A 25375-nucleotide genomic window follows, 5' to 3' on the forward strand; every position below is an offset into this window, starting at 1 on the left:
GCCCGCCACAGTCTTCCTTACCCGTTCGATCGCTGCGAGGGCGGAGCGGCGCCGTCCCCCAACAGCGTCGCTCCAACCCCCATTTCTCTCGCGTGCCAGATAACCGCCAGATCGGGTCCACGCGAGGGAAAGGTCAGCACGGTCGGTCAAACCCCTGCTCGGATTGGGTGTCCCCCCTCTCTAGCGCCCGATCCGATATCGGCCGTGCTGACCACCTTCAAGGGCCGCGCCTGCTTTCTTGTCAAAACAAGCGGTCACGCCTTCCGTCTGGTCGCGGCCGCAGATCCTGTTCCGCCAGGACATGCCTTATGAAAGGGCGGACCCTCATCCTGGCTATCAGCAGTGTAGCTCTCGCCCCGCAAGGCGGACAGGCGCAGGAAATGGAGACACGTGCGCAGGCCGCGGCGGCGGCTTCGCGGGCAAAGTCCAGCGACAGCGATGCGATCATGAGCAACTACGTCAATCCGGGCCTTGCCGGCGAGGCCATCAGCACAACCGACAGCAGCACAACCTTCACCTCTCACCTTGCCTGTCAGAAGAGCGCGACGATGCTGGAGCTGCTGATCCAGCCCGGCGCGACCGGTGACATCACTCATATGCGCATAGCGCGCGACAGCAATCTTGACGGCATGTTCGATGAAAATCTGACCCTCCCTGTTCCCATATCCGGTATCTGTGCAAACGGGATCATCTCCTGCGACCCAGGAAGCTGGAACAACTGCAGGCCCTTCAAATGGGAGGTGGCGCCGGCCGGCAACCTCAAGCTTGGGGAGGTGCCGCAGACCGAGCTTTCCGCCTGCTATTGCGTGAATGGAAGCTGCGGCAGCAATCTCGTGCTCGGCAACCTCAATTCTGTCCTCAAGGATCTGGGCGGCGGCATTGTCGGGGCGCTCACCACCGCCGATCCGCGTATAGGCGTAGCGCAAGCGAGCATCGAGGGCCCGGTCATACGCTATGTCGGCGCTCAGACGACTGCTTGCACCGACAGCCCTTCAATAGGGGCAACGACATATACAGCCAATCCCACTGCCCTGGCGGGAGATGCAGCTGCAACTGCGCAGGCCAGCAGCATCTTTCAGGCCCTTGCAGCCTCATCTGCCGGCAGCGGCAAGGCGCAGGAAACGCGCGCCTGCACCATCACCCGCGAGATCACCGTCTCCGATCCGAGTTTCGACGCTGTCATTGCGCGATCGGGCGGACGTTCGACCGTCGCGATCAGCCCGACCGTGGCGCGCTTCCAGATGGGGTCGCCCGGCGAGAAGAGCCTCGCAGGGGGCCGCTGCACGATCTTCGAATTTCAGATGAGTTTGACCGTCGGCGATCTCGCTCGTCTGCGCGCCCTGCGCCTGGTTCGCTATTATGCCGATGACTGGGCGCAAATCTATGTGGACGGAACGCTCGTCGCGTCGGGACCCAATAGCTGGACCGGAACGGGCTTGCCGCCGGGCAATTGCGAGCAGGGCCGCATCTTCACGCGCACGCCTGGCACCGACCTCATGCCGTTCATGACCCCTGGCGCCCATGACATCCGCATGCGGGTCGCTGTGGCCGACGAAGGCGGCGCGCTTGCCGAGATCGAAGCTGAAATCGACGATAGCTGCAACGCCCAAGAGCGACTTGTGGATCTCTGCGCGCCCTATGCGTCCGACCAGGATTGTCGGCTCGTCGCAGAAGAGGTCGACGTCGTCGAGACGGTGCGCAATGGCGTCAATACTGGTCTTAAACCCTTGCCGCAAACCCGGCTGTTTGGCGCGGGCCAATGCACCTATCAATATAGTCGCGACTTCTTCGAGCGCTCGCGCCGCTACGCCTGCCTCACTGAACGCGCCGCGCTGACCGAGCCTGATCTCACGCGCAGCACCTATATTCTCGACAATAGCACGCAAAGCCTGATTGCCGACAGGACGAGGTCCGCAGATGGCAGCATCACAACATCGACCCGCCCATTTTCGATGCCGCAGCGGCAAGCCGTGCCAGCCTGCGAGCCAATCTGCAAAACGCGCGCGCCCAAGGCCAACAGCGATGTCGCCACGGACGGGGTCGTAGGCGCAAAGCAGAACAGCCCGACTGGCTGGGATATCTTCTACCATAGCTGCTCGGCCGATAATGTCTGTCCGCTTGGGGAACGTGAAGAACTGGTCTCAGCCTGCGGCTGCCTCGATGATTTTCCCGAAGCTGCCGTGATGATGCAGACCCTGCGCCTCGCCGGCTCCGATCTTGCCTGCACTGCGGGGACGCCATGAGGAAGCGTGACATTATAGGATTGCTGAGCGTCGCACTCATGGCGATGGCCTACCCAGGGCCGGCATGGGCAGCGCAGCTCTGCGCGGCAGATCTCAACGGCAATGGCGATGCAACTGATGAGGGCGAGCTGGCGAGGTGCCTCACTATGGCCGGTGGCGCCACCCAATGCCCGATCAGCCAGGTGCCTTGCGTGGCCGATGCCGCCGGCGCCTATCGCTGCCCAATGGGAGACCAGCATCAGTGCCTGGTGCCCGCAGCAGGCGGCACGCCGACCTGCTCGCCCGTCGCCTGCATCGACACTGCGCTCAGTCCGATCGAGGATGAAGTGCTCGTCGATGACGCCGGCCCGGACAATGACGGCCCGGTCGACGCCGAGGGCAATTGTCTTGGCACGATCGAGATATTCGGCGGCCGCGCGCTGCGCTGCCGACCACCGGGCGCGAGCAACACTTTCCAGAATTGCTGCAAGGACAGGGACAAGATCGTGAAGGACGGCATGGGCGGCTCGCTCAGCTCGCTCACCACCAAGATCGCGATCGCCAAGGGCGTGTTCACCGGCGCCAAGGCCGCCTATCTCGCCTTCAAGGCCGGCGCGAGCGCGGGCCAGGCGGCGAGTGCCGGCGCCAATGCCATCATCATCGGCCTTGATCCCACATCGATCGCAATCAGCCTCGCTATCAACTTCATGATGGAAGTGCTGCTCGCCGGCTGTGACCAGCAGGATATGGAAACCGGCATGCTGCGCGGCTCTGGCATGTGCCATGAAGTCGGGACTTATTGCTCCTCATCCATCCTTGGCGTCTGCATCCAGAAGGCGCGCGGCCATTGCTGCTTCAACACCAAGCTCGGCCGCATCATCCAGGAGCAGGGTCGCCCGCAGCTTAGCGCCTTCAATGGCATCGGTTGGGGCACGCCAAAGCAGCCCTATTGCCGCGGCTTTACCGCTGAGGAATTTCAGGCGCTCGACTTCAGCCGCATGGATCTGTCCGAATATTATGAGGAGATCGAGGCGCGCGCCCAGTCCGAAATTCAAATCGACATGGAGGAGAAGGTCGATGCCTATCTGCGCACCGTCAATCCCTGACGCCGCAATCGCGCCGCTCATCCTGGCGTTCGCCCTTCTCGCCCCGGGGTTCGGACAGGCAAGGGAGCCTCAACCGGGGGAAGAAGTATCCTCGGCCATGGAGCGGCTCCGCGGAGCAAAAGCCAGCGGGACTTCAACGACCCACGCCGGGCCCAGCGCTATTCCATCCCCCTCTCCTGCCCTCAAACGGCGCGCCTTCGAAGCGATGGGTAAACGCAAGACCGATCCAAGGATGGAGGTGCAGGCGCGCACTGCACAAGCGCAGGCCGCAAAAGCCCTTGGCGACGAGCAACAGGCCATGAATGCCCGGCTTCATCAGGCATTGGGCCTGGCGCCGCCCGACGGCGCGCCAACGCCCATGCCCGCCTCTGGCAATGTGCCAGCCAAGGCCTGGGTGCCGCTGCTATTCGCTTCCTCATCCATGCCGATCGAGACCCTGCGCAGCTATGCCGGACAGCTTGAACGCGTCGGCGGGGTGATCGCCTTTCGCGGCGTGCCTGGCGGCCTTAATAGGATCGGCCCGATGGCAGAGCTCACGGCGCGAATGTTGCGCGTCGATCCGGGCTGCGAAGGCCCGGCCTGCACGATGCGCAATGTCCAGGTGGTGATCGATCCGATCCTGTTCCGTCAGCACGGCATAGCGCGCGTGCCGGCGTTCGCCATGGTGCCGGGCGATCCGACCCAGCCCTATTGCGAACGGGAAGATGAGAGCGCGCCACGTGCCGCCCATCTGGTCCTGGGCGACGCGGCGCTTTCGGGCCTGCTCGATGAATATGGACGCCTGGGCGGCAAGGAGGAGGTGCGCGATGTTTCGGCTCGTCTGGCTGGCCGCTAAAAGGCTGTTCCTTGGGCTCATGCGGCTCCCGCGCGCGGCAGCCACCGCCTTGGGCGGCGCGGTCGGGAACCAGGGGGCTGACCCCAAGCGCTTCTGGCTCGCCCTTGGCATGATTGTTCCGCTGGCGACGATCACCTGGCAGGCGATCCCGGCTGTCACCATCGTCATGAGCCCCTCGATCGATGCCTGGGCGGTGCGCGCCGCGCCGGGCGCCATCCATAAGGGCGACCTCGTCATGTTTGCGCTTTCCCATCCCCTCGCCGGACCGCGCCCCGTCAGCGTGACCAAGCGGGCGATGTGCATGGCCGGCGAGCGCCTGCGCGAGGTGGAACGCCATTCGGTTTTCGACGGCAAGGTCACGAACAGCAGCTATTATTGCGGCGCCACATTGCTCGGCATCAGCCGCCCCATGGGCCGCAATGGCCAGCGCCTGGAGCGTCTGCACTGGGGCGATCATGTCATCCCAGCAGGCTTCATCTATGTGGGATCCGACCACCCACAGGGCTTTGACAGCCGATATTTCGGGCCGGTGCGGATTGAGCGTCTGACCCGCATGGAGCGTGTGCTGTGATGTGGGGCCTTGCCTCTGCTGCGTTCGCCCTTGCGGCCTCCACGTCGTCGCCTGCCGCTGTGCCCGATGGCGGCCCCAAACTCGGCTACTGGTGGTATCTGCCCAAAGTCGCGGACAGCAGCGAAGCGGACGAGGAACAGCTGCCTGCCGCGCCTGTCATCCCGCCAATGACCGAGCTCGCCAAATGGAGCCCACCCCGGATTGCGAAGCTCATTATCGAGCAGCGCGACTATGCCGCCACGGTTCTTACCGTTGATGCTGTTGCCGACTTCTGGCGGCTCCAGGACTTTGCGCGGCGCAAAGCCCGCGCCTTTGCCGGCGTCACGCAGCTCGCCATGCTGATCCACCCGGAACTGAGCGCCCGCTCGGCCTATCCGGTGGTCGGCGACGCGCGCGACGCCATGGGCGCGCAGAAGGACGCGACGCGCCGCGCCTATCTCCGATCCAAGGGCGGTGAGTTTGCGCTCATCATGTTCTCGCGGACAAGCTGCGGCTATTGCCGTGTCCAATGGCCGATCCTCCAGCGCTTTGCAGAAGAAATGGGCTGGCAGGTGAGCAGCCAGGACCTCGATCGCAAACCTGAGCTCTCCAGCCGCTTTGGCGTCGATGTAACGCCAACGACCATGGTGATCCGCCGCGGCTCTACCCAGCGCATGGTGATCGCCAATGGCGTGGAGGCCTATCCCAATCTCATCCAGACCGCCTATCAGGCCGTGAAACTCCTCTCCGGCGACATTCGGCCCGAGCAATTCCTGACTGGGGCTGGCGAGGAGAATGGCTTTTTCGACGCGCTGGCCAATGGACCAGTCGCGGCCAGCGATCCGGCAGTGACACAGGGCACGCAGCCGTGAAAGTGGCCCTCATGACTTGGGTTGTGGCAGCGACCGTGGGTGTCAGTCCACTAGGGGCTGCGGGACCGCCGAGCCGCGCCGACGCCGAGCGCGCAGCCGTGCATCCGGTCCGCACCGAACAGGCCATGAAAGCCTGGCTCGATCGGGTTCGACGCACCAACGTCTATCCGCCCGATTTCGAGGCGACGCTAAAAGGCCAGGGCGCAGCCTATGTGATCGAGATGAGCACAGCGCCAGGCTGCCTGCCTTGCGGCGACCTCTGGACCAAGCTTGGCGCGGTGAAGGCCCGCTATGGCTGGGGCATTCGGACAATTCCAGCGCAGGAGGCCATGATCCGCTCAGGCCGCCTCGGCCTCCCCTGGGTCGGGCACCCGGTCGCATGGGTCCGGCCGCTCTCTGATCCCAATCGCATCATTCCGGTGGCGATCGGTACCGATCATCCAGTCAATATCAGCCGCAATCTCTATCTCGCGGCCAAAATGCAGGCGGGCGTGCGCGTGGCCGTTGGGGTTCGCGCCATGTCGAAATTTACAGGGATCGTCGGCGCAGCCGCGCCCTCCCCATCCACCTATCGTCGGAAAGGCTGAGCAATGGCGGGCGCAGTCGATCTTTATCCTTCATCCTGTCGGAGGCCGCCATGCGCCCTACCCTCTCAGCCCGCCTCTCGCGCCTGAACACAAAGGCGCTGTTCCACCGGTTTGTCACCTTCCTTACGCTGTGCGCCGCTAGCTGCGGCATTACGCCTGCCCCCGCGCTCGCACAGAGCTGGGCGGAGCATTGGTTCGACAATGTCACCTATACGAGCCCTGGCAGTTTTGAGGACCAGACGCGCGGCTATGTGACCGCCGGCGGCATGTCGGGCCGGATCGATGTTCATAATGATTATCTGATGAGCCTGACGCTGCCCAAGGTGAAGGCAGGCTGCGGCGGCATCGACATGTTTCTGGGCGGCATGTCGTTCCTTGATCCCGACTATCTGGTCGAGAAGCTCGAAAGCATTCTTCAGGCCGCCCCAGCGGTCGCCTTCCAATATCTCCTCGAAACGCTCGACGAAAAAATGGGAAACATAATCAGCAAGATGGAGGCGGCTACCAATTATTTGAATAGCATTCAGGTGAACGACTGCCGGCTTGCCAATCGCATGGTCCAGATCGCCAAGGGTGACGACAATATGTCCGGCATCATCGAGGAGATGACCGGCTACAAATCCGTCAAAGAAGGTTACGCCAAAAGCTATCAGCAGAGCCGCGAGAAAATACAGTCCAACGGCAATAATCCAACCGAGGATCTGCGCGATGCGCTAGCCAACTGTCCGGCTGAGGTGACCGACATCTTCCGGACGGGGTCACTCCTCTCGCACGCCGCCGGCCGAGTGGGTGCGTCCGACTGGGCAGCCGTGATGCGGGCCCGCGTCGGCGACGTCTATATGCGCTGGGACGCGACCGACAAGGTGCCGCTCTTCTCTGCCATCCCGGCGTGCGCGGGCCAGGATAGCGAATCTTCCGACGATTTCCTGAGCGGCCGCGTCATGCGGCGCGCGCTCAACATACCCGCCACCAGCGCCGACTGCACGCGCGACGGCGCCAAGGGCGCGCTCACACTCACTCGCGAGCGCATGACAGCGATCGCCGAGAAAATCCGCACGCGCGCAGCGCTAACCGCAGAAGAACGGCAATTTGTGGCCAATGTCCGCACCCTCCCTGTCTATCGCATGCTCGAATGGGGCGTCCGGCAGGATGTAGTGGACTCTGTCATCGCCGATACGGACGAACTGGTGGCGCTGACCCTGGCCTATCAGATGCTCAATGACCTTACCCGCAGCATCGACTTTGCGCTCACCAACGCCGAGCGCGGCACTCATGCGGCGGGCGCTGCGGACAGCAGCAACGCCAATATCTGCCAGACGCGGATCCTCACCAAGGGGATCGAGCAGCTCGCCGACCTGCGCGAAGAGGTGCTGCGGCAGCGCGCGCAGATGCGCCAATCCTATCTGGCAGCGCTTGGGTCAGCCAACCTTTCGACCAACTATGCCGGGCTCATCCGCCAGCGCGATCGGGACGCCCGCGACGCCGCTGGCACCGCCACCAATCGCAACCGCTAAGAGGGAGATTGTCCCATGCGCCTTATCGCTCGCCTGGTGGCCGCTCTGGCCGGCATCGCCATCGCTCAGCCCGCTCATGCGCTGGAAGCCAGCTTCCACAGCTATGACGGCTTTGCCGAGACGGTCGATGCCTTTCGCCTGGTTTCCATGATCTTCGCCGATCCGCGCTACGAGACGCTGGTGCTGATCGTGGCGGTCGTGGGCATGGCGCTCGGCGCTGTCCTTGCCATGGTGCGGGGTACCGGCATGGGTCTTGTCGCCTTCGGTTTCCAGATGTTGGTGGGGATTGGCGTGTTCGTGGGTCTTATCGCCACCACCGGTACGGTCCATGTCTATGACCGCGTGCGCTACGCCTATCAGGCGGTGGGCGACGTCCCCAATCTTATCGTCCTGGTGGCGGGCGTCACCAACATGATGGAGCGCGCGCTGGCTGAAACGATCGACGACAATACGCTCGACCCGCATGCCAAGCTCGAATTTGGCATGGGCGGCCACGCCTTCGACCTGTTCCTGAACGCCGTCTCGCCCCGCGGCCCCATGACCGACAGCTTCCTTGATGCCACGGTCAAGGACTATGTCCGCCAATGCTATCCGGTCGCTCGCGTGTCGCCCGCCTATGGTGTCGATGATGACCAGCTTTTCCGTGCCAGCACCGACCTCCCCACCGCCTTTGCAGCAATGGCGGGGCCATCGACGTTCACCACGGTTTTTACGGCATCCGACAAGGGCGGGAAGACGGTGAGCTGCCAGGAGGCATGGACGCATATCGCCGATCGGCTGTCGGACCCTGTGATCTTCGAAAGCTATTCAGCGCAGGTCTGCGAACGGTCCGGCTATGACATCACAAAACCCGACCAGCTCGCGCGCTGCCGCACCAATCTTGGCCAGATGGGCGACATGATGATGGGTACGCCGCTCACCGCCCAGGCTTTCCTCACCAACATCCTGCTCGGTAACAGCGTGGGAGATGTCCTCTTCGAGGATAGTCCGGCAACCGCCTCGCGGGTGATGGCGAACCGGGCGGTCGTATCGAGCGGCCTTGCGACCATGTCGACGGCGAACGAATGGTTCCCGACGATCCGCGCCGTCGTCTTCGGGATCATGCTTTTCATGGTGCCGGTGGCGCTCCTCTTCATCCTGACGCCGATTAACCTCCGGGTCGCGAGCTTTGCCCTTGGCCTTTTCGTCTTCGTGGCCCTCTGGGGCGTGATCGATGCAGGCATCTACCAGCTGACACTTGGGCGGGCGACGGCGACGCTGGCAGAAATGCGCGCCAATCATCTGGCAGCGAATGCCTGGATGCTGGCGCCTTCAGCTGCCATGAAAGCGCTTGCCATTTTCGGCAGCTTCCGCACCGCCGGCGCAGGCCTCGCCGGCGCCTTCGTCTTCACCGTGTTCCGCTTCTCGGGCAATGTCTTCTCCTCCTTCACAGGCGGGTCGCTGGGCGTCACCGCCCAGGCGTCGTCTGCCGCGGCAGCGGTCTCGACATCGGAAGGCTATGCTTCGGCACTCGAAGCACAAGCGTCAGCCGCCGGAACCGGCACGCGCCGCGCTGCGGCGCCCTCGTTCGGGGACTTTGGCGAGCGGTCCAGCTTTGGAGCGACACGCAGCTTCGGCGCTGCCGGCGCGGTTGAAGGCGCGCATGGCGGCGTGCCAGGTCAGGCCGCACTTGGCCTGGGGGGGATCGATGCCGGCCGCGAACTGGGAGGTTTAGCCCCCGCCCTTGCCGGTCGCGATCTCGCCGAACCCTCGGTCAAAGGCGCGGTCCAGGCGGCCGCCGCCACTGGCGCAATCCACAATTTCGCGGAGAAGGATGCACTTCGGAAACTTGGGACAGATCACTTCGGCGCAGGTCAGGGCGGCGAGAAGGCTTTTGCCGCCTTCACCCAGAACCTTGTCCAGTGGCGCGCCTTTGGCGACACGCGTGCCTACGACATGATGATGCAGGGCGCGAGCCGGCATTTCGAGCGCGCGGGCTACGCTCCGCAAGATGCGGCGCTCAAGGCCAGTGGTGTGATTGCGCAGGCGCAAGCCGATCCCACCTTCGCCAAGCTCATCGCCAACAGCTTCTCCCAAGGTGAGATGCTCAAAAACGAACTCACCGCCGCGCAGACGCAGGTGGGGGCGATGGAAGGACGGCGCGACTATGCCGGCGATCGGATTGCTGCCGTCGAGCGCGGCAATGTCGCGACCGAACAGGCGCGGCGAACGGGCGGTAACGAGGGACAGCGGTTCGCAGCCAGGATGCTGGGCCTCCCGGTAGATGAAATGAACCGTCGCATCGCCTTCATCAACGCCCTTTCGGGCGAAGCGCGCTCTACCGCCATTAGCCAACTCTCCCGCGCCACCGGCCGCAGTGAAGCGCAGGTCATGCATGCGCTGGAGACCTACAGGGCTTCAAGCGAGGTCGGGACCGCCGATGGGGCAACCACGGAGGCGTCTCGGGAAGGGACAAGCGTCTATGGGCGAACCCGCGAAGCTGCCGGCTATGACTTTGCCGAGCGGTCAGGCAAGCTCGACGCGCAGCGTGAGGTCGGTCATGACGGGACACGCAGCGCCGCCAGGATCGGAGAGCAGCGCAGGCAGTCGGAGAATTTCGGCTTTGCAGAAGGCGCTGCGGCAGCCGGCATGTCGACGCGCGAGGCCGCCAAGCTCGACAGCTTCATACGGGCGCTGAGCGATGGCGCGGGCAACCAGCTTGATATGGCGGAGGGCGGCGCTGAAGGCGTGGCTGATCGGGCACGTAACGCGAGAATGACAGGCATCGTCGAGAAGGAGCGCCTGTCGCGCATGCAATCGCTCCTCAAGACGAACGGGATCGAGATGACAAAACGTCAGATCGCGATGGACCAGAATGGCGACTTCAGCCTGAACCTCACGCCCGCAACCGCAGCCCAGATGTGGAAAGCTGGTCTCATCAACGAGAGCCAGCTCGGCGCGGTCGCAAATGGTGGCCATGCCCGCTTCAGCCTCGCGCATAATGATCTCCTCGTTTCCAGCAGTGCGGGCTTCGAGAAATCGGCACGGAACGACACCAGCACACGGTTTGAAGCCGGCAAACAGGCCGGGCCCGACACGATCGAACATTTCATGGGCGGCGGCGCAGACGGCAAAGCAGCGATGGCGAACTGGTTGCGCGGCGGATTCGAAATGGATCGCAAGGGAAATTGGCGTTTGAAGCCGCAAATTGCTGACACTCTCCAACGTGATGTTCAAGCTATCGTGGCGCAAACTGGTTGGGAGCGAACCATCTCGCGTACTGCACAAGACCAGAACGGTTTCTCGCTATCTGTTAAGGGCGACCTTGGGGGAGGAACAAGCTCTACAACATCACGAGGATCAACTAAGAGCGCGCCCGTGGGCAGTGCTTTCGGACGCGCTGGCGGATCGCTTGGAATTTCGACCCAAGAAAGCGGGACGACCACCGAGACAGCCAGCGCTCAACTGAATATAGTCAATCACGACGTACGTCAGTTACTGGCTAATGCGGAACGGTCCGCCTCCCAATCTCCAAACCCGGCCCAAGCTTTTGCCGATCAACTGGCAATGGAAATACTGGGCCCCGAAGGGATTAGAAACCGGTATCTTGGAGATGCTGACAGTGGACGGGGAGTGGTAGACCCAACTGCGCCTCTTACATCTTTTGAACAAAAAGCGCTCCTTGACCATGGACGCTTTTCAACGGATTTCAGCGCTGGCCCGTTTGATGGTGATCCCTCATTTAAGAAGGGTGCCGATTGATATAGGCGCCATTAAGCGGATTGAGCGGGTTGCCGATCCACAATGCCCCGGACGTCGGATCGAGCGGATCAAATTCACGGAGCATTCCGGAAGGACCATATGCGCCATCTTGCCAATCGAAGCCAAGGTCAGTCTCCGGCGCTTCATCGAAATCGATCCTACCCAATCTGTCCCTAATGTAGCTGAACAGCAAAACGAGAATCATCAGCGGAGGAAAGAAGAGCACATTAGCGAATCCAGAAATTACAGAACTATAAAAATCAGACAGTGGTTCAAGATAAAGTGACGCAAACATGCCACCCCAATATAGGAACATTGTAGACCACCAGATTTTTGCATGCAGGGGCCACCAGAGCCAATCAAAGATCTTTTTCTCTGGGAGCGGTGCAACAGGCTCGATTGAGATTTCAGAGTTCGACATTCCAGCTTATCCTCTGGGCAAAGATATCACTCCGTCGCCTGACCGCAAGCCCCCTCCCCTTTCGTGATGCCAGGACCATCTGCCTGTTATTTTTGTTCACCTATACGCTTGCCCCACTGCCAGGCTCGGCGGTTAGATTTTTATCTGGTTACGAAATCAAGGCGAGCAGATCCCTCTCAGCTACATGGTCCACATACTTGCAGACTGCCGGAAAGTTGGCAAACTGGCTAACGCCGATATTTCCGACAGCGCTGGCAATCAAACGATTGTCGCGGCCATTCGCAAGAGATTGCCCTTGGCTGAAGCACTTGTTTACTGACGGCGCCAACGACCGCCCCCGCCTTATGGACGCCGCGACCTATCAGGACCTCATCCTCGAGATCATCCGCCGCTCTGGCAAGGAGCCAGGCTTCAAGGCGCTGCCGAGGCGCCGGGTAGTGGGAGCGAACTTCGGCTGGATGACGCGCTGGACAAGGCTCGTTCGCGATTACGAGCAGCGGACCGACTTCTCGGAGGCCATGATCCATGTCGCTCTCGGCAGCCTCATGCGCCGCAGAATTGTCCATCCATGAGCATTCTCAAACGGAGTCTCATGTCTCGTCATGTCTGACAGCGGCCGAATTAAGCCAATCAACAAAAAGCTGCGGCCAACCCGAGGCAGTTATGTACTTCCCAACGAAGCCATGGCCGCCAGTCGAAAACAGGTGAAGATCACAAGGAATGTTGAATCTCCTCAATGCTGACCACAAGACGAGACTGTTGTCTACCGAAACTGTCGTGTCATCTCGTGCATGGGCGAGGAACATGGGTGGATTTACTTCCTTCACGCGCTCCTCGACTGAGAACTCAGTCATCTTCTGTCCAATTGGTTGATCGCCGAGCAAGTGGCTGCGCGAGCCCGCATGGCCCAGTCCTGGCTTCATCGAGATCACGGGATAAATCAGTCCCGCGCTGGCAGGCCGTGCCGAAAGATTATCGGCGTCATCCACCGGCATGTAAACGGGCGCGTCACCAGCCGTGGCGAGTGATCCGCACAGATGCCCCCCGGCTGAAAAGCCCAGGATCGAAACCCTTTCGGGGTCGATACCATAGCGCCAAGATCGGTGTCGAATTAGGCGGATAGCTCTCATCGCATCGGCCAGAGGTACTGTCTCTTGGTTCGACCATCCCTCGCCTGGTAGCCTGTAAAGAAGGATGAAAGCCGTAAATCCAGCCGCCGCAAGCCATTTGGCTACCTCGAACCCCTCCTTGTCAATGTAGAGAAAGGCGTAACTCCCACCCGGAACAACCATCACCGCCGCACCATTGGGCTTCTGTGGCCGAACCACGATCAAACGCGGACGAGAAATAGCCGTGATAGCGCGACGGACCTTGCCCTCCTTGTTGCTTCTTTCGACCCAAAGTTCGGGCGATGAGGGCCCCTGCCCTTTGGGCAGGTACGCTTCTGGCCAGAGGGAAACTTCCGTAAAATCCGCAGTCGTTTGTGCCAACGCCGATCCTGAGCGCATGACGAGCGGCGAAATCGCCGCGGCCGCAGCGAACATTTCCCGCCGACTTACCCGAATTTGCATCCCCTACATCTCCACTTCGTTTATACCCGATTCCAACAACCGCTTGGTATCGACCAGCATGTGAGCGAAGCCTGTCGTTGTGGCTAGGCTTCTGAAGTTTGAGCTTCATCCAGATGCGCACGTGACAGCTTGGGACTGATCAACTGCACGGCTATCAAAGCTATAAAATAGGCCGATCCGGCCACTGCGAAGAGAGGGGCATAGCTATGCAGACTCTCAAGGACGTAGCCCGCATATTTCGCCATCACCATGCCGCCGATCGCACCTGCCGTACCACCGATGCCGATCACCGATCCCACCGCGGCCCGAGGAAAGATGTCAGGCACGATCGCATAGAGATTGGCCGAGAAGGCCTGGTGAGACGCCGTTGCAAGGCCGATGATAAGAACCGCAGTCCAAAGACTGTCCACTGACTGCACGCCCAGCACCGGCAGCACAACGACGGCGCAGACCAACATGGTCACCTTACGCGCAAAATTGACCGAGGCACCGCGGCTGATGAGCCGGGACGAGAACCAGCCGCCGGCCACGCTGCCAATGTCGGAAAGCAGGTAGATGGCCACGAGAGGAGGGCCGAAGCTCAGCAGATCGAGGCCATAGCGCTCACCAAGGTAGCCGGGCAGCCAGAACAGAAAGAACCACCAGATCGGATCAATGAAGAACTTGCCCAGTGCGAAGGCCCATGTCTCCCGCGTTCTGAGCACCTTCGACCAGGGTAAGGGTCTGCTTGACTGTTCGGGGTCTTGCTCGATCCATGCACGTTCGCCTGCTTTGAGCTTCTGGTCCTCGGCAGGGCTCCGGTAGATCATCAGCCATGCCACCAGCCACGCGAAGCTCAGCACGCCGGTGACGACGAAGGCTGCCCGCCACCCATAGGCGACCGCGATCACCGGCACGATGAGGGGTGTGAGGATCGCTCCGACGTTGGAGCCAGCGTTAAAAATGCCGATGGCGAACGCGCGCTCTCTGGCTGGAAACCATTCCGTTATCGCCTTGATTGCCGCTGGGAAGTTGCCTGCCTCCCCAATGCCGAGGGCGAAGCGCGCGACGGAGAATTGCAGGACGCTCGACGCGAGACCATGCGCGATGTGTGCGACCTGCCATATCACGAAGGAGAGCGCGTATCCCCGCCTTGTGCCGATGACATCCATAATCTTCCCGAAAGCGAGGAAGCCAACGCCGTAGGCCATTGTGAAGTAGAAGATGACATCGGCGAAGTTGCCCTCCGACCAGCCCAGATCCTGTGACAAGGTCGGCTTGAGCACGCCGATCATCTGGCGATCGATGTAGTTTATGACCGTCGCTGCGAAAAGCAGGGCCACGATCAGCCACCGGCGCCGTCCCGATGCGGACGTTGGCGCGGAGGCGCTATCAGTCTTCTTTTCCATGTGGCTACTCCCCAATCGTCAACGCATGATCCGCACAGCACCTGCTTCAGCAGCATGATGCCCCAAGTCAGTTGGTGCTCAACCGGATCCGCTGGCCCGCAATGCCGGGCGCGGAGACTTTCACGCTCACGGAACCTGCGGTCTTCTTCGATCGCACGATCGCCATCACGAACCCATCGTGCATACGCTTCGACTTGCCCCCGAATAGGGCGTCGCTCGTATGATCACCGTCGTCGATCGCCACGAGTTCACCGGCCCCCGCCACATCCACCGTCACCTCGTTGTCAGCAGTGGGGACCGGACGCCCCTTCGCATCGAGTGCGCGGATCTTGATGTACTGCAGGTCTCCCTCTCCCGCCTTCCAGTCGGACGGATTCTCCGCCTCGATCTGCAGCCGCTTTGCTGGACCGGTGGTCTCCAGCACATGCCGCGCGACCTCCTTGCCGCCGGTCCGGGCGATCGCGATCAGCCTGCCGCCCTTTTCATAGGGCACATCCTCCCACTGGATGATGTTGCGTCGTTCAGGATCGTTGCGCTGATTCTGCCTCACCCCCAGGGACTGCCCATCCAGCTGCAGCTCAACCTCGTCTGCGTTGGTGTAGGTGAACATGGCGTACTTGCGCCCCGGCACTCTGTTCCAGTGAGAGGACACCTCGGCACGTCCGACATCGATGTCGTTCCAGTTGATGGCCTCTCCGGCGCTGTCGACCACTGCGATCCGGATGAGCGGCTCGTCGCTGAACGCGCTCTTGATCAGATATGCCTGCGGATTGGGTTCGAGCGCATGGTTGAAGTACGAGAAGTTCCAGCCCTTCTTCGGCCAACCGCTGGACTCGCTCCAATATTCCACGGCGCCCCAATAGGCCAAGCCGACCATCTTCTGCAGATCCATGCCGAACCAGGAAGCCGTCAGGGTCGCGGTCGACGCCTCGCTCTGGTAGATGATCAGCTCAGGCGCCTGGCTAAGATACTGCTGATAGGCCTTGTACTGGTAGTTGAAGCTCGAGACGTCGGTCACGAGCGAAAGCTCAGGCGGTATGACCTTGGTATTGAAGTCGGGGTCGTGCCGCGTGATGGCGTTCGCTCTAGACGGATACATCGCGACCGTCGTCGCCCTTGTGGGATCGTGGCGTTCCACGAGCGTCTTGAGAATCTTGTACGACGTGACGCCCCAGTCCTTGGTGCCGGGGAAGCCCGTAAGGTCCTCTCGCATCTGCAGTTCGTTCCCAAGGCTCCACATCACGACCGAGGCGTGATTGCGGTCGCGCCTGATCCATTCCTGCGTGATGTCGTACCAGATCTGGGTAAAGGGCTTCGCGCCCGGCCAATATTCACCGTCGCTCCATTTGTCCGCAAGCTCATCCACCACCAGGATGCCGTACTTGTCAGCAAGGCGCATGAAGGCGCTGGAATAGGGGTTGTGGGACGTCCGGACATGGTTGAAGCCAAAAGCCTTCAGCCGCTTGAAGAGACGTTCGATCGAGCGATCGTAGACAGCGGTTCCCAGCGCGCCATAGTCCTCGTGATCAGCGGCCCCCTTCAGAAGCAGCTTCTCTCCATTCAGCTTCAGACCAGATTGCTTGGAGAACTCGATCGAGCGGATGCCGAACGTCTCGTTGATCTCGTCGACCTTCCTGCCATCCAGGACGAGCGCAACATTCGCCCGATAGAGGTTGGGCGAATCGGGAGACCAGAGACGGGGAGCCTCCAGATGCATCGACGGGAGCGGGATCTCGATACATGACATCTTCATGTTCTGCGGTGCCGCTACGCTCGATTGCGACACGCGCTTCCCATCGGGGCCGAATATCTCCGTGCGGACCTCAACATTCAGCGCCTTTCCGGAGATGCCTTCGACATCGACCTGCACTGCGACGTCGGCACTCTGCCGGGACACGTTGGGCGTCGTCACGAACACGCCGTTGCGAGCGATTGACACCTGATCCTTTACGATGAGGCTGACGTCGCGGAACAGCCCGCCCCCCGTATACCATCGTGACTGACGATTGGCGCCGGTCGAGGTACGCACCGCGACCACGTTGTTACCACCGAAGTTCAGGTGTGGGGAAAGGTCCACCTCTTTGCCGAGATAGCCGTAATCGACGTCGAGGATCTTATGCCCATTGAGCCAGACCTCGCCGAACAGCATCATCCCGTCAAAGTCGAGCAGGACCTTGCGGCCCTTCCAGCCCGCGTCCGCCTTGAAGGACTTGCGGTACCAGCCAATCCCCATCTCCTTGAACCCGCGTTGGCTGCTGGCCGACTTAACCCATGGCTGCTCCATCTGGAAATCGTGGGGCAAGCTGAGGCGACGCCAGGCGCCATCGTCGAGCATGGCTGATTCGCCGCTGGCGACCTCGCCGGCCTTGAACTTCCAGCCCTGGTTGAAACTTTCGGTCACGCGCACCGGTCCCTGTGCCCGTGCGGCCATCGGTAGCGTGCCGGCCGTCGCGAGCAGGAGCGCAAGGGTAAGAGCCATTGGTTTCATGCGGATGAGCCTCTCGTGAAATTGGATGCGGGCGTCAGTCACCCAACGGCCGCTGGACCGTGCGCACGGAGCTTGGCGGCAACGTGAACTCGTCTATCGGATCCGGCTGAGACGGATCGAAATGGAACCCGGGCCGGATCGACGCGGCCAACGCGAGATGGCTGTCCTGGATGCCAAGGGCCACCAGCTTTGCCACTTCCCAAGCGCCATATGCGCTATGGTGCGTGGCATCGATCTTCTCGCCAGCAACCTTCGGCTTGAACAGGGCCCAGGACTTTTCTGGTCCAAGCGCTTCGTAGAGCTCCGCGCTCGACACGTTCAGATCGATCAGCGTCGCTCCAGCCGCCTTGGCTGCCGCACGCGATCTTTCCGGATAGTCGAGAAACGAATTCGCGATCCTGCCGTCCTCGAAGCTGTGCCGGCTGACGGGGGTCAGAATGATGACTGTCGCCCCCTTCGCTCGCGCTTCGAGGGCGACATCGGTCATCTGCTTCTGGAACAGCGCCGGAGCGGTGGGATCGGTGGACGCCTTCTTCATGTCATTGTGGCCGAACTGAAGCATCAGCGTGTCTCCCGGCCTGATGAGGGACAGGACCTTGTCCACGCGCCGCTTCTCGAGGGCCCCGGATATCGACTCTCCCGATTCGCTGTGGTTGGCGAAGGCGATCTTCGGGAGAAAGAGCGCGGTGATCATCTGCCCCCAGCTCGTATAAGGCTCGGCAGGCTGATCGGTGACCGTCGAGTCCCCCAGCAGATATACGGTTGGTCGGTTGACCGGTTCGACGCTCACTTCACGCACGGCCGGCATTTTTCCCGTGAACTCCAAGGTGATCCGTCGATCCCAGGCGTCAGCCTCCGTGATGGTTTCGCGTGGCTGATTGAGGAAGACCCTTCCTCCATGGGGCAAATGAGGTGTACGGATATTGACAATGAAACTTAGTCGCCGCCGGTCACCAGCTGGCACCGCGATCTCCTTCAGCATTAGGCGCCGCAGTTCGGCACGAACCGTCGTCACACTTTTCTCGGGACCGCCAAGCGTGACCGAAACCCTATAATTTCCCTCTGCGGGCACATCCTGAATGTAGACGAACGGCTTGTCCGACTGCACCGCTCCACCCTTCGCAGTCGGCAAAGGCGCGTCAAACCCGCTTCCCCGCCTCTCGTCGAAAGCATTGACTACAGTAGGCCGGTCAAAGCGGGTCGCTCCAACGCCATCGCTGGCAAGCAGCGCAGCAGCAAACGCCACCTTCAGATGATTTCGTCCTATCATCGGCCATATCCATTCAGGAAATCTGGCCGTGCAAAACCCGACCTTCGTAACGAGTTTCTCGCACGGCCAATTGACGGTTTGAGCGCGAATGAATGTGAGGGGTGCTGCCGCAACGCCCTCCAATCAAAGTGCCCGAAGTTCATGACATCCTCCGGCCAAAGAAATGGCGTCGCGCTTGAACCGCGCGACGCCCAGTGGGGAGGATCTGTTCGTCACCAAATGGATCAGATTTTCGCTTTGACGCCAAAAAAGAACTCGGTCCCCAGCACGTCATGAATCGTCGGGTAGACCGTACCGTTCGTCCCGACCGGGATCCGCGGATTGAAGATGTTGTTGGCACCGCCGAAGAACTCGATCCCGTTATCGCGCGCACCGCCATCCTTGATGGTGTAGCTGAAAGAGAGGTCGATATAGTTGCGTGCAGGCATCTTCGGGTTGGTGATCGCCTCAAGCGGAGTCGGCGTCGCGCCCTGGCGGAGCGGAACCAGATAGCGGTCGGTTGTGGTGGGACCGACATAGCGGTGGCGCACCGACAGCGTGAGGTCGGCTACCGACCAGGTGATCCGGCTTATGCCGCGCCACCGTGGGAACGGCGCGCCGCAGGTCCCGCCGTAAGCGCCCACGCATTCGTTCCTGACCGCAGGAAGGTCCGCCACGGGCGTCACGGTGTAGTCGCGCAGCCAGTTGAAGTTGCTTTCGAAGCTCAAACGGCTTTCGCTCGCCACGAAGCCAGCAAGGTCGAGGCTGTATTGCAGGCCAAAGTCGAAGCCACGGGTCTTGAGCTGACCGGTGTTGGCGCTAAGGACATAGACGGCAGCTCCTTGCGTTCCGCCGGCTTCGCCTGTCAGCGGGTTGCGCACGATCGCCTTGCAGTATTCGCTGTTAGCCTCCTTGATGGTGTAATAGCAGAGATTGTAAACGTTCTGAGAGCCGCCGCCGAGACCTGCGATCGCACCATCTAGGCGGATGTTGTAATAGTCGATGGTCAGCGCCAGTCGCGGTATAAAGCTGGGTGTGATAACGGTGCCGAGCGTAAACGTGTCGGATTTTTCCTCGCTCAGGCTGGGGTTCCCACCAGTGATCGTGGAGATGTTTCCTGTCGGCTGAACGACAGCAGTGAAGACGTTTTCCGCCGGGACGCCGGTAGCGATGCAGAGAGCTCGAACATCCGCCGTTTGGCTGCCTACGGGCGCGCGGTTGGAACACGGGTCGATAGCAGTTACGGTCGGCGTCGCGCGCCCACCATAAAGTTCCTGGACATTCGGCGCTCTGATGGCGCGTTGGGTCTGGGCACGGAACGAGATGTCCCGCGATACGCGCCATTCCACGCCGCCAAGATAGGTCCAGGTCGTGCCGATGCCGCTGAGATTATAGTCGGACATCCGGAAGCCACCGTTGAGCGTCAGCCGCTCAATGAAAGGCGTATCATGGATCAGCGGGATCCGGATTTCACCGAAGATTTCCTTGGCCGAAACTGTGCCGCCTGTAGGCAGGCCGGGGTCGTAACCTGAGATATCGCCAGACGCGAGGCCTGCATCAGGTGTGAAAGTCGCGTGGGTCTTGCGATATTCAGCGCCAATCGAGAAGCCCACCGGCCCTGCTGGAAGCGGGAAGAGATTGCCTGCGATGTTGCCCTGCACGACCTGTTGGGTTGCGTCGTAGCGGCTGGACGCCGGGGCGATGATGGCATCTTCACAGTCTTGCGAATTGTTGCGACCAAAGATGTTGCAGACCGGTGCTGCGCCATTGACCGAGAGCAGACTACGCTGAAGCGCGCTCTTTGAATAGGCATTCTCCAGCACCAGCTTGTCCTTGGTGTTGGCGTAGCTGTAATAGAACTCGTACTTCAGATCCGTCAGGAAGTTCTCCGACGCGCTTCCGATCGAACCGCGAGCGCCCCAGACGCCGCGATAGCTGTCCCGCTTGTCGGTGCCAATCCGGGCGCCGATGTCGAGGAAGCGCTTCGACAGATTGACGATGACCCTGCCGTCATTTGGCGTGGTCGTGAGCGTCAGCGAGCCCGAAGTGGCGCTACGGGGCCCAGTCTCAGCTCTATCGAGCTGTCGGAACACCTCCTGCAGAGCAGGCGAAACATAAGGGTTGTTCACGTCGAGGATCGTGAGGCCGCCACCGCCGTTTGGCGCGAGGCGCGCAGTCACCTCGTTGCGGCTGAAATGCTGCTCGGTGAACAAGGTGATGGCATCACTCACATCATAGTGAGCGAAACCGTTGAACATGTAACGCTTCTGAGGCTGCGACAGATAGTTCTCCGGCGCGGTGTTGTAGAAATCCCCAGGATTGTTGACTAAGCGCCCGTCGGTGCCTGCATCGTTGAAAATGAATCCCAAGCCGCCAAGACCTGTCAAACCTGCCGCCGCATAGGCGGAGTTGAGAGCCGCGTTCGAGCCGCCGAAGTTGGGAATACCGCTGATGATGCCGTTGGGAACAGTGTTGGAGCCCGAGTTGATATAGCCTTGTTCACCACCCGCGCCCAGGCACGTTTGACCCGACGGTACAGTGAAAGGCGTACCGGGCGAGTTGCTTCCCCCGCTGCCAGGCACGATGCAGCCGTCAGCCAATGACCATTGCGAGTAATTGCCGCGCTCCGAGCGAAGAATTGGATCGCGCTTGAGATAGTTTCCTGACAGAGTGACATTACCGCGACCGCCACCAAAATTAAAGCCAGCCGTGAGGTCGACATTGTAGGTGTGCGAATCCGAAACGCTGTTCGCATTGATCTGCGGACGAATTTCGAAACCCTCGAAGTCATCCTTCAGGATGAAGTTGACTACGCCGGTAATCGCGTCTGAGCCATAGACCGCCGACGAACCGCCGGTCACGATCTCCGTGCGCTGGATTAAGGTGGTCGGGATCGTGTTGAGATCGGTGATCCCCGTCGCGTCGACGATGGTGTATCGGCGTCCGTTGACCAGCACGAGATTGCGCGTGGCGCCGAAACCGCGAAGATTGACGTCCGCGTAGCTTCCGCCCGGCACCTGATTGCCAAACTGGCTCCCGCGCGACCCGCTGTTGACCTGCGGCAACTGCTGTAGCGTGCGTTCCACGTTGGTGTTGCCAGCCAGCTTAAGGCTTTCTTCACCGACCACAGTCAATGGCGTGGCGGCATCGAGGGCCTGTCGCCCGATGCGCGATCCAGTGACAATGATGTCAGTCGCCTGCTTCGCGGCGGATTCCGCCTGCTCCTGAGGCGCCGCAATCGAAGGCGCAGCCTGCTGAGCCTGCGCCGACTGGGTCGCCAGGGCGATCACCGCTATGCTTGCGGTCAGTAGCCAGTTACGAGAACGCATATTCCCCTCCCTTTTGAGCCCGGACTGCGTTGCCGGGTGCAATAGGAGAGATGCAGTGGCGTCGCTCTTCCGTTCAGGACGCCCAAAAAATTTATCGGATGCCCGCTGTTGATCCCGGTTGAGGGAAGATTTCTTGATGCAGGCTAAAACTGCAACCGCGCACCCAGGAAGAATTCGGTACCAAGCACATCATGTATCGTGGGGTAGACGGCACCATTGGTTCCGATGGGTATGCGCGTGTTGAAGACATTGTTCGCGCCGCCGAATATGGCGATCCTCTTTATGATGCGGTAATCGAACGACAGGTCGATGTAGTGCCGAGCCGGCAGCTTCGGATTGGTGATCACGGCAAGTGGCGTCGGGGTGCCGCCCTGGCGCAAAGGCACCAGGTACCGATCGGTGATGGCCGAACCGACGAACCGGTGACCAAGCGATAGGCTGATATCCGACAGCGTCCAGGTAACGCGGCTTATGCCGCGCCATCGGGGGAAGGTAGAGCCGCAGGTGCTGCCATATGCACCTGCGCATTCATTCCTGATCGATGGGATGGCTGCCACTGGCGTTACAGTATATTCCTGCAGCCAGTTGAAGTTGCTCTCTAGGCTCAGACGGCTTCCGCCCGCCCCCAATCCCGCAAGGTCGATGCTGTACTTCAAGGCTAGATCGAAGCCGCGAGTCTTGAGCTGACCGGTATTAGCACTCAGCAGATAAGCGGCAGCCCCTTGCGTCCCCCCAGCCTCGCCCGTCGCAGGGTTGCGTATGATCGCTTTGCAATATGCGCCGCTGGCGTCCTTGAGCGTGTAATAGCAGAGATTGTAGAGGTTCTGCGCGCCACCGCCCAGGCTCGCGATCGCTCCATCCAAGCGAATGTTGTAATAGTCGACCGTCAGTGACAAGCCCGACGCGAAACGGGGCGTGATGACCGTACCGACCGTGAACGTGTCGGACACTTCCGCCGCCAGTCCGGCGTTCCCGCCCGTTATCGCCAAAAGGTTCCCAGTCGGCTGAACGACCGCGTTGAAAACGCTATCGGCCGGGACCCCGGTGGCGATGCACAAGGCGCGCACATCTTCGGTCTGACGTGAAGCGGGCGCTCGGCTCGAGCATGGATCAATGCCAGGGACTGCGCCAGCGCTCTGCCCCCCATATAGTTCCTGAATGTTCGGTGCTCTGATGGCGCGCTGGAACTGCGTTCTGAACGAAATGTCGCGCGACACCCGCCACTCCACGCCAGCCAGGTATGTCCATGCGGTGCCGATGCCCTTGAGGCTGTAGTCGGACACGCGAAAGCCGCCGTTGAGCGTCAGCTGCTCGATGAGAGGCACATCGCGCATCAGCGGAACGCGGATCTCGCCGAAGAATTCGCGTGCCGACACAGTGCCGCTGGTCGGCAGACCGGGGTCGTACCCTGAGATGTCGCCTGACGCGAGACCGGCGTCCGGTGTGAACGAAGCGCCGGTCCTGCGATACTCTACGCCGAGGGAGAAGCCAGCCGGCCCAGCCGGAAGTGACAGCAGATTGCCCGCGACGTTTCCTTGTACAACCTGCTGCGTGGCACTGTATCGGCTTGACGCTGGCACCGTGATTGAATCGAGGCATTCCCGCGAAGCGTTGCGACCAAAGATGTTGCAGACGGGTGCCGCGCCGCCGACCGAGAGCAGATTCCGCTGCAGCGCGCTTTTCGAATAGGCGTTCTGCAGCACCAGCCGATCCTTCGTGTTGGCGTAGCTGTAGTAAAACTCGTAGCGCAGATCGGTGAGGAAACGGTCAGTGGCGCTGTCCAGGCTGCCACGAGCGCCCCAGACGCCGCGGTAGCTGTGCCGCCGGTCCGTGCCGACCCGTGCGCCGATGTCCAGAAACCGCTTGGCCAGATTGACGATTACCCTGCCGTCGTTGGGCGTGGTCGTAGTGGTCAGCGATCCCGCAGTCGCGCTGCGCGGCCCGGTCTCGGCCATGTCGAGCTGCCTGAAAACTTCCCGGAGGGCGGGAGAGACGTAGGGATTGTCGACATCCAGCATGGTGAGCCCGCTGCCACCGTTGGGTGCAAGTCGCGCCGTGACTTCGTTGCGACTGAAGTGCTGCTCCGTGAAGAGGGTGATCGCGTCGCTCAGATCGTAATGAGCGAAGCCGTTGAACATGTAGCGCTTCTGAGGCTGCGACAGGTAGTTCTCCGGCGTGGTGTTGTAGAAGTCGCCGGGATTGTTCACCGGACGCCCGTCGGTGCCAGCGTCGTTGAAGATGAAGCCGAGGCTCCCAATGCCTGTCAGCCCTGCAGCTGCATAGGCGGCGTTGAGCTCAGCGTTGGAGCCGCCGAAGGATGGGATGCCGCTGATGATGCCGTTCGGCACCGTCGTGCTCCCAGAGTTGATGAAGCCCTGCTCGCCGCCCGCGCCCAGACACGTCTGCCCCGCTGGAACCGATAGCGGCGTACCGGGCCTATTCCTGCCCCCGCTCCCGGGGATGATGCAGCCATCGAACAGCGACCACACCGCATAGTCGCCACGCTGCGACCGCAGGACGGGATCGCGCTTGAGGTAGTTGCCTGACAAGGTCACGTTGCCGCGGCCGCTTGCGAAATTGAAGCCCGCCGTCAAGTCGACGCTGGAGGTATGCGAGTCGGAGATGCTGTTGAGGTTCATCTGAGGGCGGAGCTCGAAGCCCTCGAAGTCGTCCTTCAGAATGAAGTTTACCACGCCCGTGATCGCGTCGGATCCGTACACCGCAGAGGAACCGCCAGTGACGATCTCCGTGCGCTCTATCAGGCTTGTCGGCACCGTATTGAGGTCGGTGATGAGGGTAGCATCGACGATCGTGAAACGGCGTCCGTTCACAAGCACCAGGTTACGAGTGGCGCCGAAGCCACGCAGATTGACCTCCGCATAGCTCCCATTTGGAGTCTGGTTGCCGAACTGGCTGCCCCGCTGGGATCCCGTGACCTGAGGGAGCTGCGACAGCAGCCGTTCCATGTTCGGCGAACCTGAAAGCCGGACCCGATCGGTCCCGACGCTGACGGTCGGCGCAGTTCCTGGAGAGGATTCCGCTGGCCTTGCGATGCGAGATCCGGTCACAATTATTTCCGGATTCTGGTCGTAGGATTCGGAAGGACGGGTGGACGCCGTCTGCAGCCGATCGGCTGGGGTTACGATGTATGTCCTATGGTCCGCAGTTGTAAAGGTAAGCCCGGTATCACGCAACGCTGCGGTGATTGCCTGTTCGACCGTAAGATTGCCTCTGACAGCGTTGATCCGTCGCCCCTTCGTCGTCGCCTCCTGAGTAAGGATCTGAGTGTTTCCCTGCGCCGCAAGCTCCCGCAATCCCGTTATCACCGGTTGCGCAGCTATGTTGAAGGCCTTGCGCTGCGCAAAGGCTTCATCGGGACACACCATCGTACCGATGGCGAGCAAAAGCCCAACCGCCATCGGGTTCCGGTAGTCCATTCAGCATCCCCCTAAGCTCGCGACGAGCTTCCTTCTTCGAATGTTTTTCTGGGTCTTCTCAACAC

The 25375-nt window shown here is 61.3% G+C and carries 15 protein-coding genes and 1 pseudogene; 9 read left to right on the plus strand and 7 right to left on the minus strand.

Features of this window, described 5'->3' with window-relative positions; translation table 11 throughout:
• Positions 1–308: 308 nt before the first annotated feature.
• The 8 genes from BMY84_RS18200 to BMY84_RS18235 all read left to right on the plus strand — a co-directional run bounded on the left by BMY84_RS18200 (position 309) and on the right by BMY84_RS18235 (position 11427).
• Positions 309–2243 (plus strand): hypothetical protein, encoded by a 1935-nt coding sequence (locus BMY84_RS18200; RefSeq protein WP_093085525.1) that lies wholly within the window; start codon positions 309–311, stop codon positions 2241–2243.
• Positions 2240–3328: a conjugal transfer protein TraN gene (gene traN, locus BMY84_RS18205; protein ID WP_093085527.1), complete on the plus strand. Its 1089-nt coding sequence runs from the start codon at positions 2240–2242 to the stop codon at positions 3326–3328. Before BMY84_RS18200 ends, traN begins: the two co-directional genes overlap by 4 nt.
• 205 nt (positions 3329–3533) lie before the next feature.
• A complete protein-coding gene (locus BMY84_RS18210; RefSeq protein WP_093085528.1) occupies positions 3534–4163 on the plus strand; it encodes a type-F conjugative transfer system pilin assembly protein TrbC in 630 nt (209 codons plus the stop codon).
• Entirely contained in the window at positions 4135–4734 is a 600-nt protein-coding gene (locus BMY84_RS18215; RefSeq protein WP_093085530.1) for a S26 family signal peptidase, read from the plus strand. The genes BMY84_RS18210 and BMY84_RS18215 overlap by 29 nt, the downstream gene beginning before the upstream one ends.
• Positions 4734–5585, plus strand: coding sequence for a conjugal transfer protein TraF (locus BMY84_RS18220; RefSeq protein ID WP_093085531.1), 852 nt, complete (start codon positions 4734–4736; stop codon positions 5583–5585). Before BMY84_RS18215 ends, BMY84_RS18220 begins: the two co-directional genes overlap by 1 nt.
• An 11-nt stretch (positions 5586–5596) precedes the next feature.
• A complete protein-coding gene (locus BMY84_RS18225) occupies positions 5597–6172 on the plus strand; it encodes a hypothetical protein (RefSeq protein ID WP_093085533.1) in 576 nt (191 codons plus the stop codon).
• A 50-nt stretch (positions 6173–6222) separates the two neighbouring features.
• Positions 6223–7686, plus strand: coding sequence for a conjugal transfer protein TraH (locus tag BMY84_RS18230; RefSeq protein ID WP_093085534.1), 1464 nt, complete (start codon positions 6223–6225; stop codon positions 7684–7686).
• A gap of 15 nt (positions 7687–7701) precedes the next feature.
• Positions 7702–11427: a conjugal transfer protein TraG N-terminal domain-containing protein gene (locus BMY84_RS18235; RefSeq protein WP_093085536.1), complete on the plus strand. Its 3726-nt coding sequence runs from the start codon at positions 7702–7704 to the stop codon at positions 11425–11427.
• Here BMY84_RS18235 and BMY84_RS18240 read toward each other — a convergent pair.
• On the minus strand, positions 11408–11848 hold the full coding sequence (locus tag BMY84_RS18240) for a hypothetical protein (RefSeq protein ID WP_093085537.1): 441 nt from the start codon (positions 11846–11848) through the stop codon (positions 11408–11410). The two genes, BMY84_RS18235 and BMY84_RS18240, sit on opposite strands and share 20 nt — an antisense overlap.
• 223 nt (positions 11849–12071) lie before the next feature.
• Between BMY84_RS18240 and BMY84_RS18245 the strand changes: the two are divergent.
• A pseudogene (locus BMY84_RS18245) lies at positions 12072–12420 on the plus strand (IS5/IS1182 family transposase); the annotation flags it as partial.
• Positions 12421–12438: 18 nt separating this feature from the next.
• Here BMY84_RS18245 and BMY84_RS18250 read toward each other — a convergent pair.
• The 6 genes from BMY84_RS18250 to BMY84_RS18275 form a co-directional block, all read right to left on the minus strand.
• A complete protein-coding gene (locus tag BMY84_RS18250) occupies positions 12439–13392 on the minus strand; it encodes an alpha/beta hydrolase (RefSeq protein WP_093085540.1) in 954 nt (317 codons plus the stop codon).
• Between the two features lie 110 nt (positions 13393–13502).
• Positions 13503–14807, minus strand: a complete 1305-nt coding sequence (locus BMY84_RS18255; RefSeq protein WP_093085542.1) for an MFS transporter — start codon at positions 14805–14807, stop codon at positions 13503–13505.
• A 67-nt stretch (positions 14808–14874) separates the two neighbouring features.
• Entirely contained in the window at positions 14875–17295 is a 2421-nt protein-coding gene (locus tag BMY84_RS18260) for a glycoside hydrolase family 2 TIM barrel-domain containing protein (protein ID WP_093085543.1), read from the minus strand.
• Between the two features lie 34 nt (positions 17296–17329).
• Positions 17330–18565 (minus strand): rhamnogalacturonan acetylesterase, encoded by a 1236-nt coding sequence (locus BMY84_RS18265; RefSeq protein WP_093085545.1) that lies wholly within the window; start codon positions 18563–18565, stop codon positions 17330–17332.
• A 224-nt stretch (positions 18566–18789) separates the two neighbouring features.
• Positions 18790–21873: a TonB-dependent receptor domain-containing protein gene (locus tag BMY84_RS18270; protein WP_093085546.1), complete on the minus strand. Its 3084-nt coding sequence runs from the start codon at positions 21871–21873 to the stop codon at positions 18790–18792.
• Positions 21874–22016: 143 nt separating this feature from the next.
• Positions 22017–25310 (minus strand): TonB-dependent receptor, encoded by a 3294-nt coding sequence (locus BMY84_RS18275; protein WP_093085548.1) that lies wholly within the window; start codon positions 25308–25310, stop codon positions 22017–22019.
• Between the last annotated feature and the right edge of the window lie 65 nt (positions 25311–25375).

The organism is Sphingobium sp. AP50 (assembly GCF_900109095.1).
Lineage (GTDB): Bacteria > Pseudomonadota > Alphaproteobacteria > Sphingomonadales > Sphingomonadaceae > Sphingobium.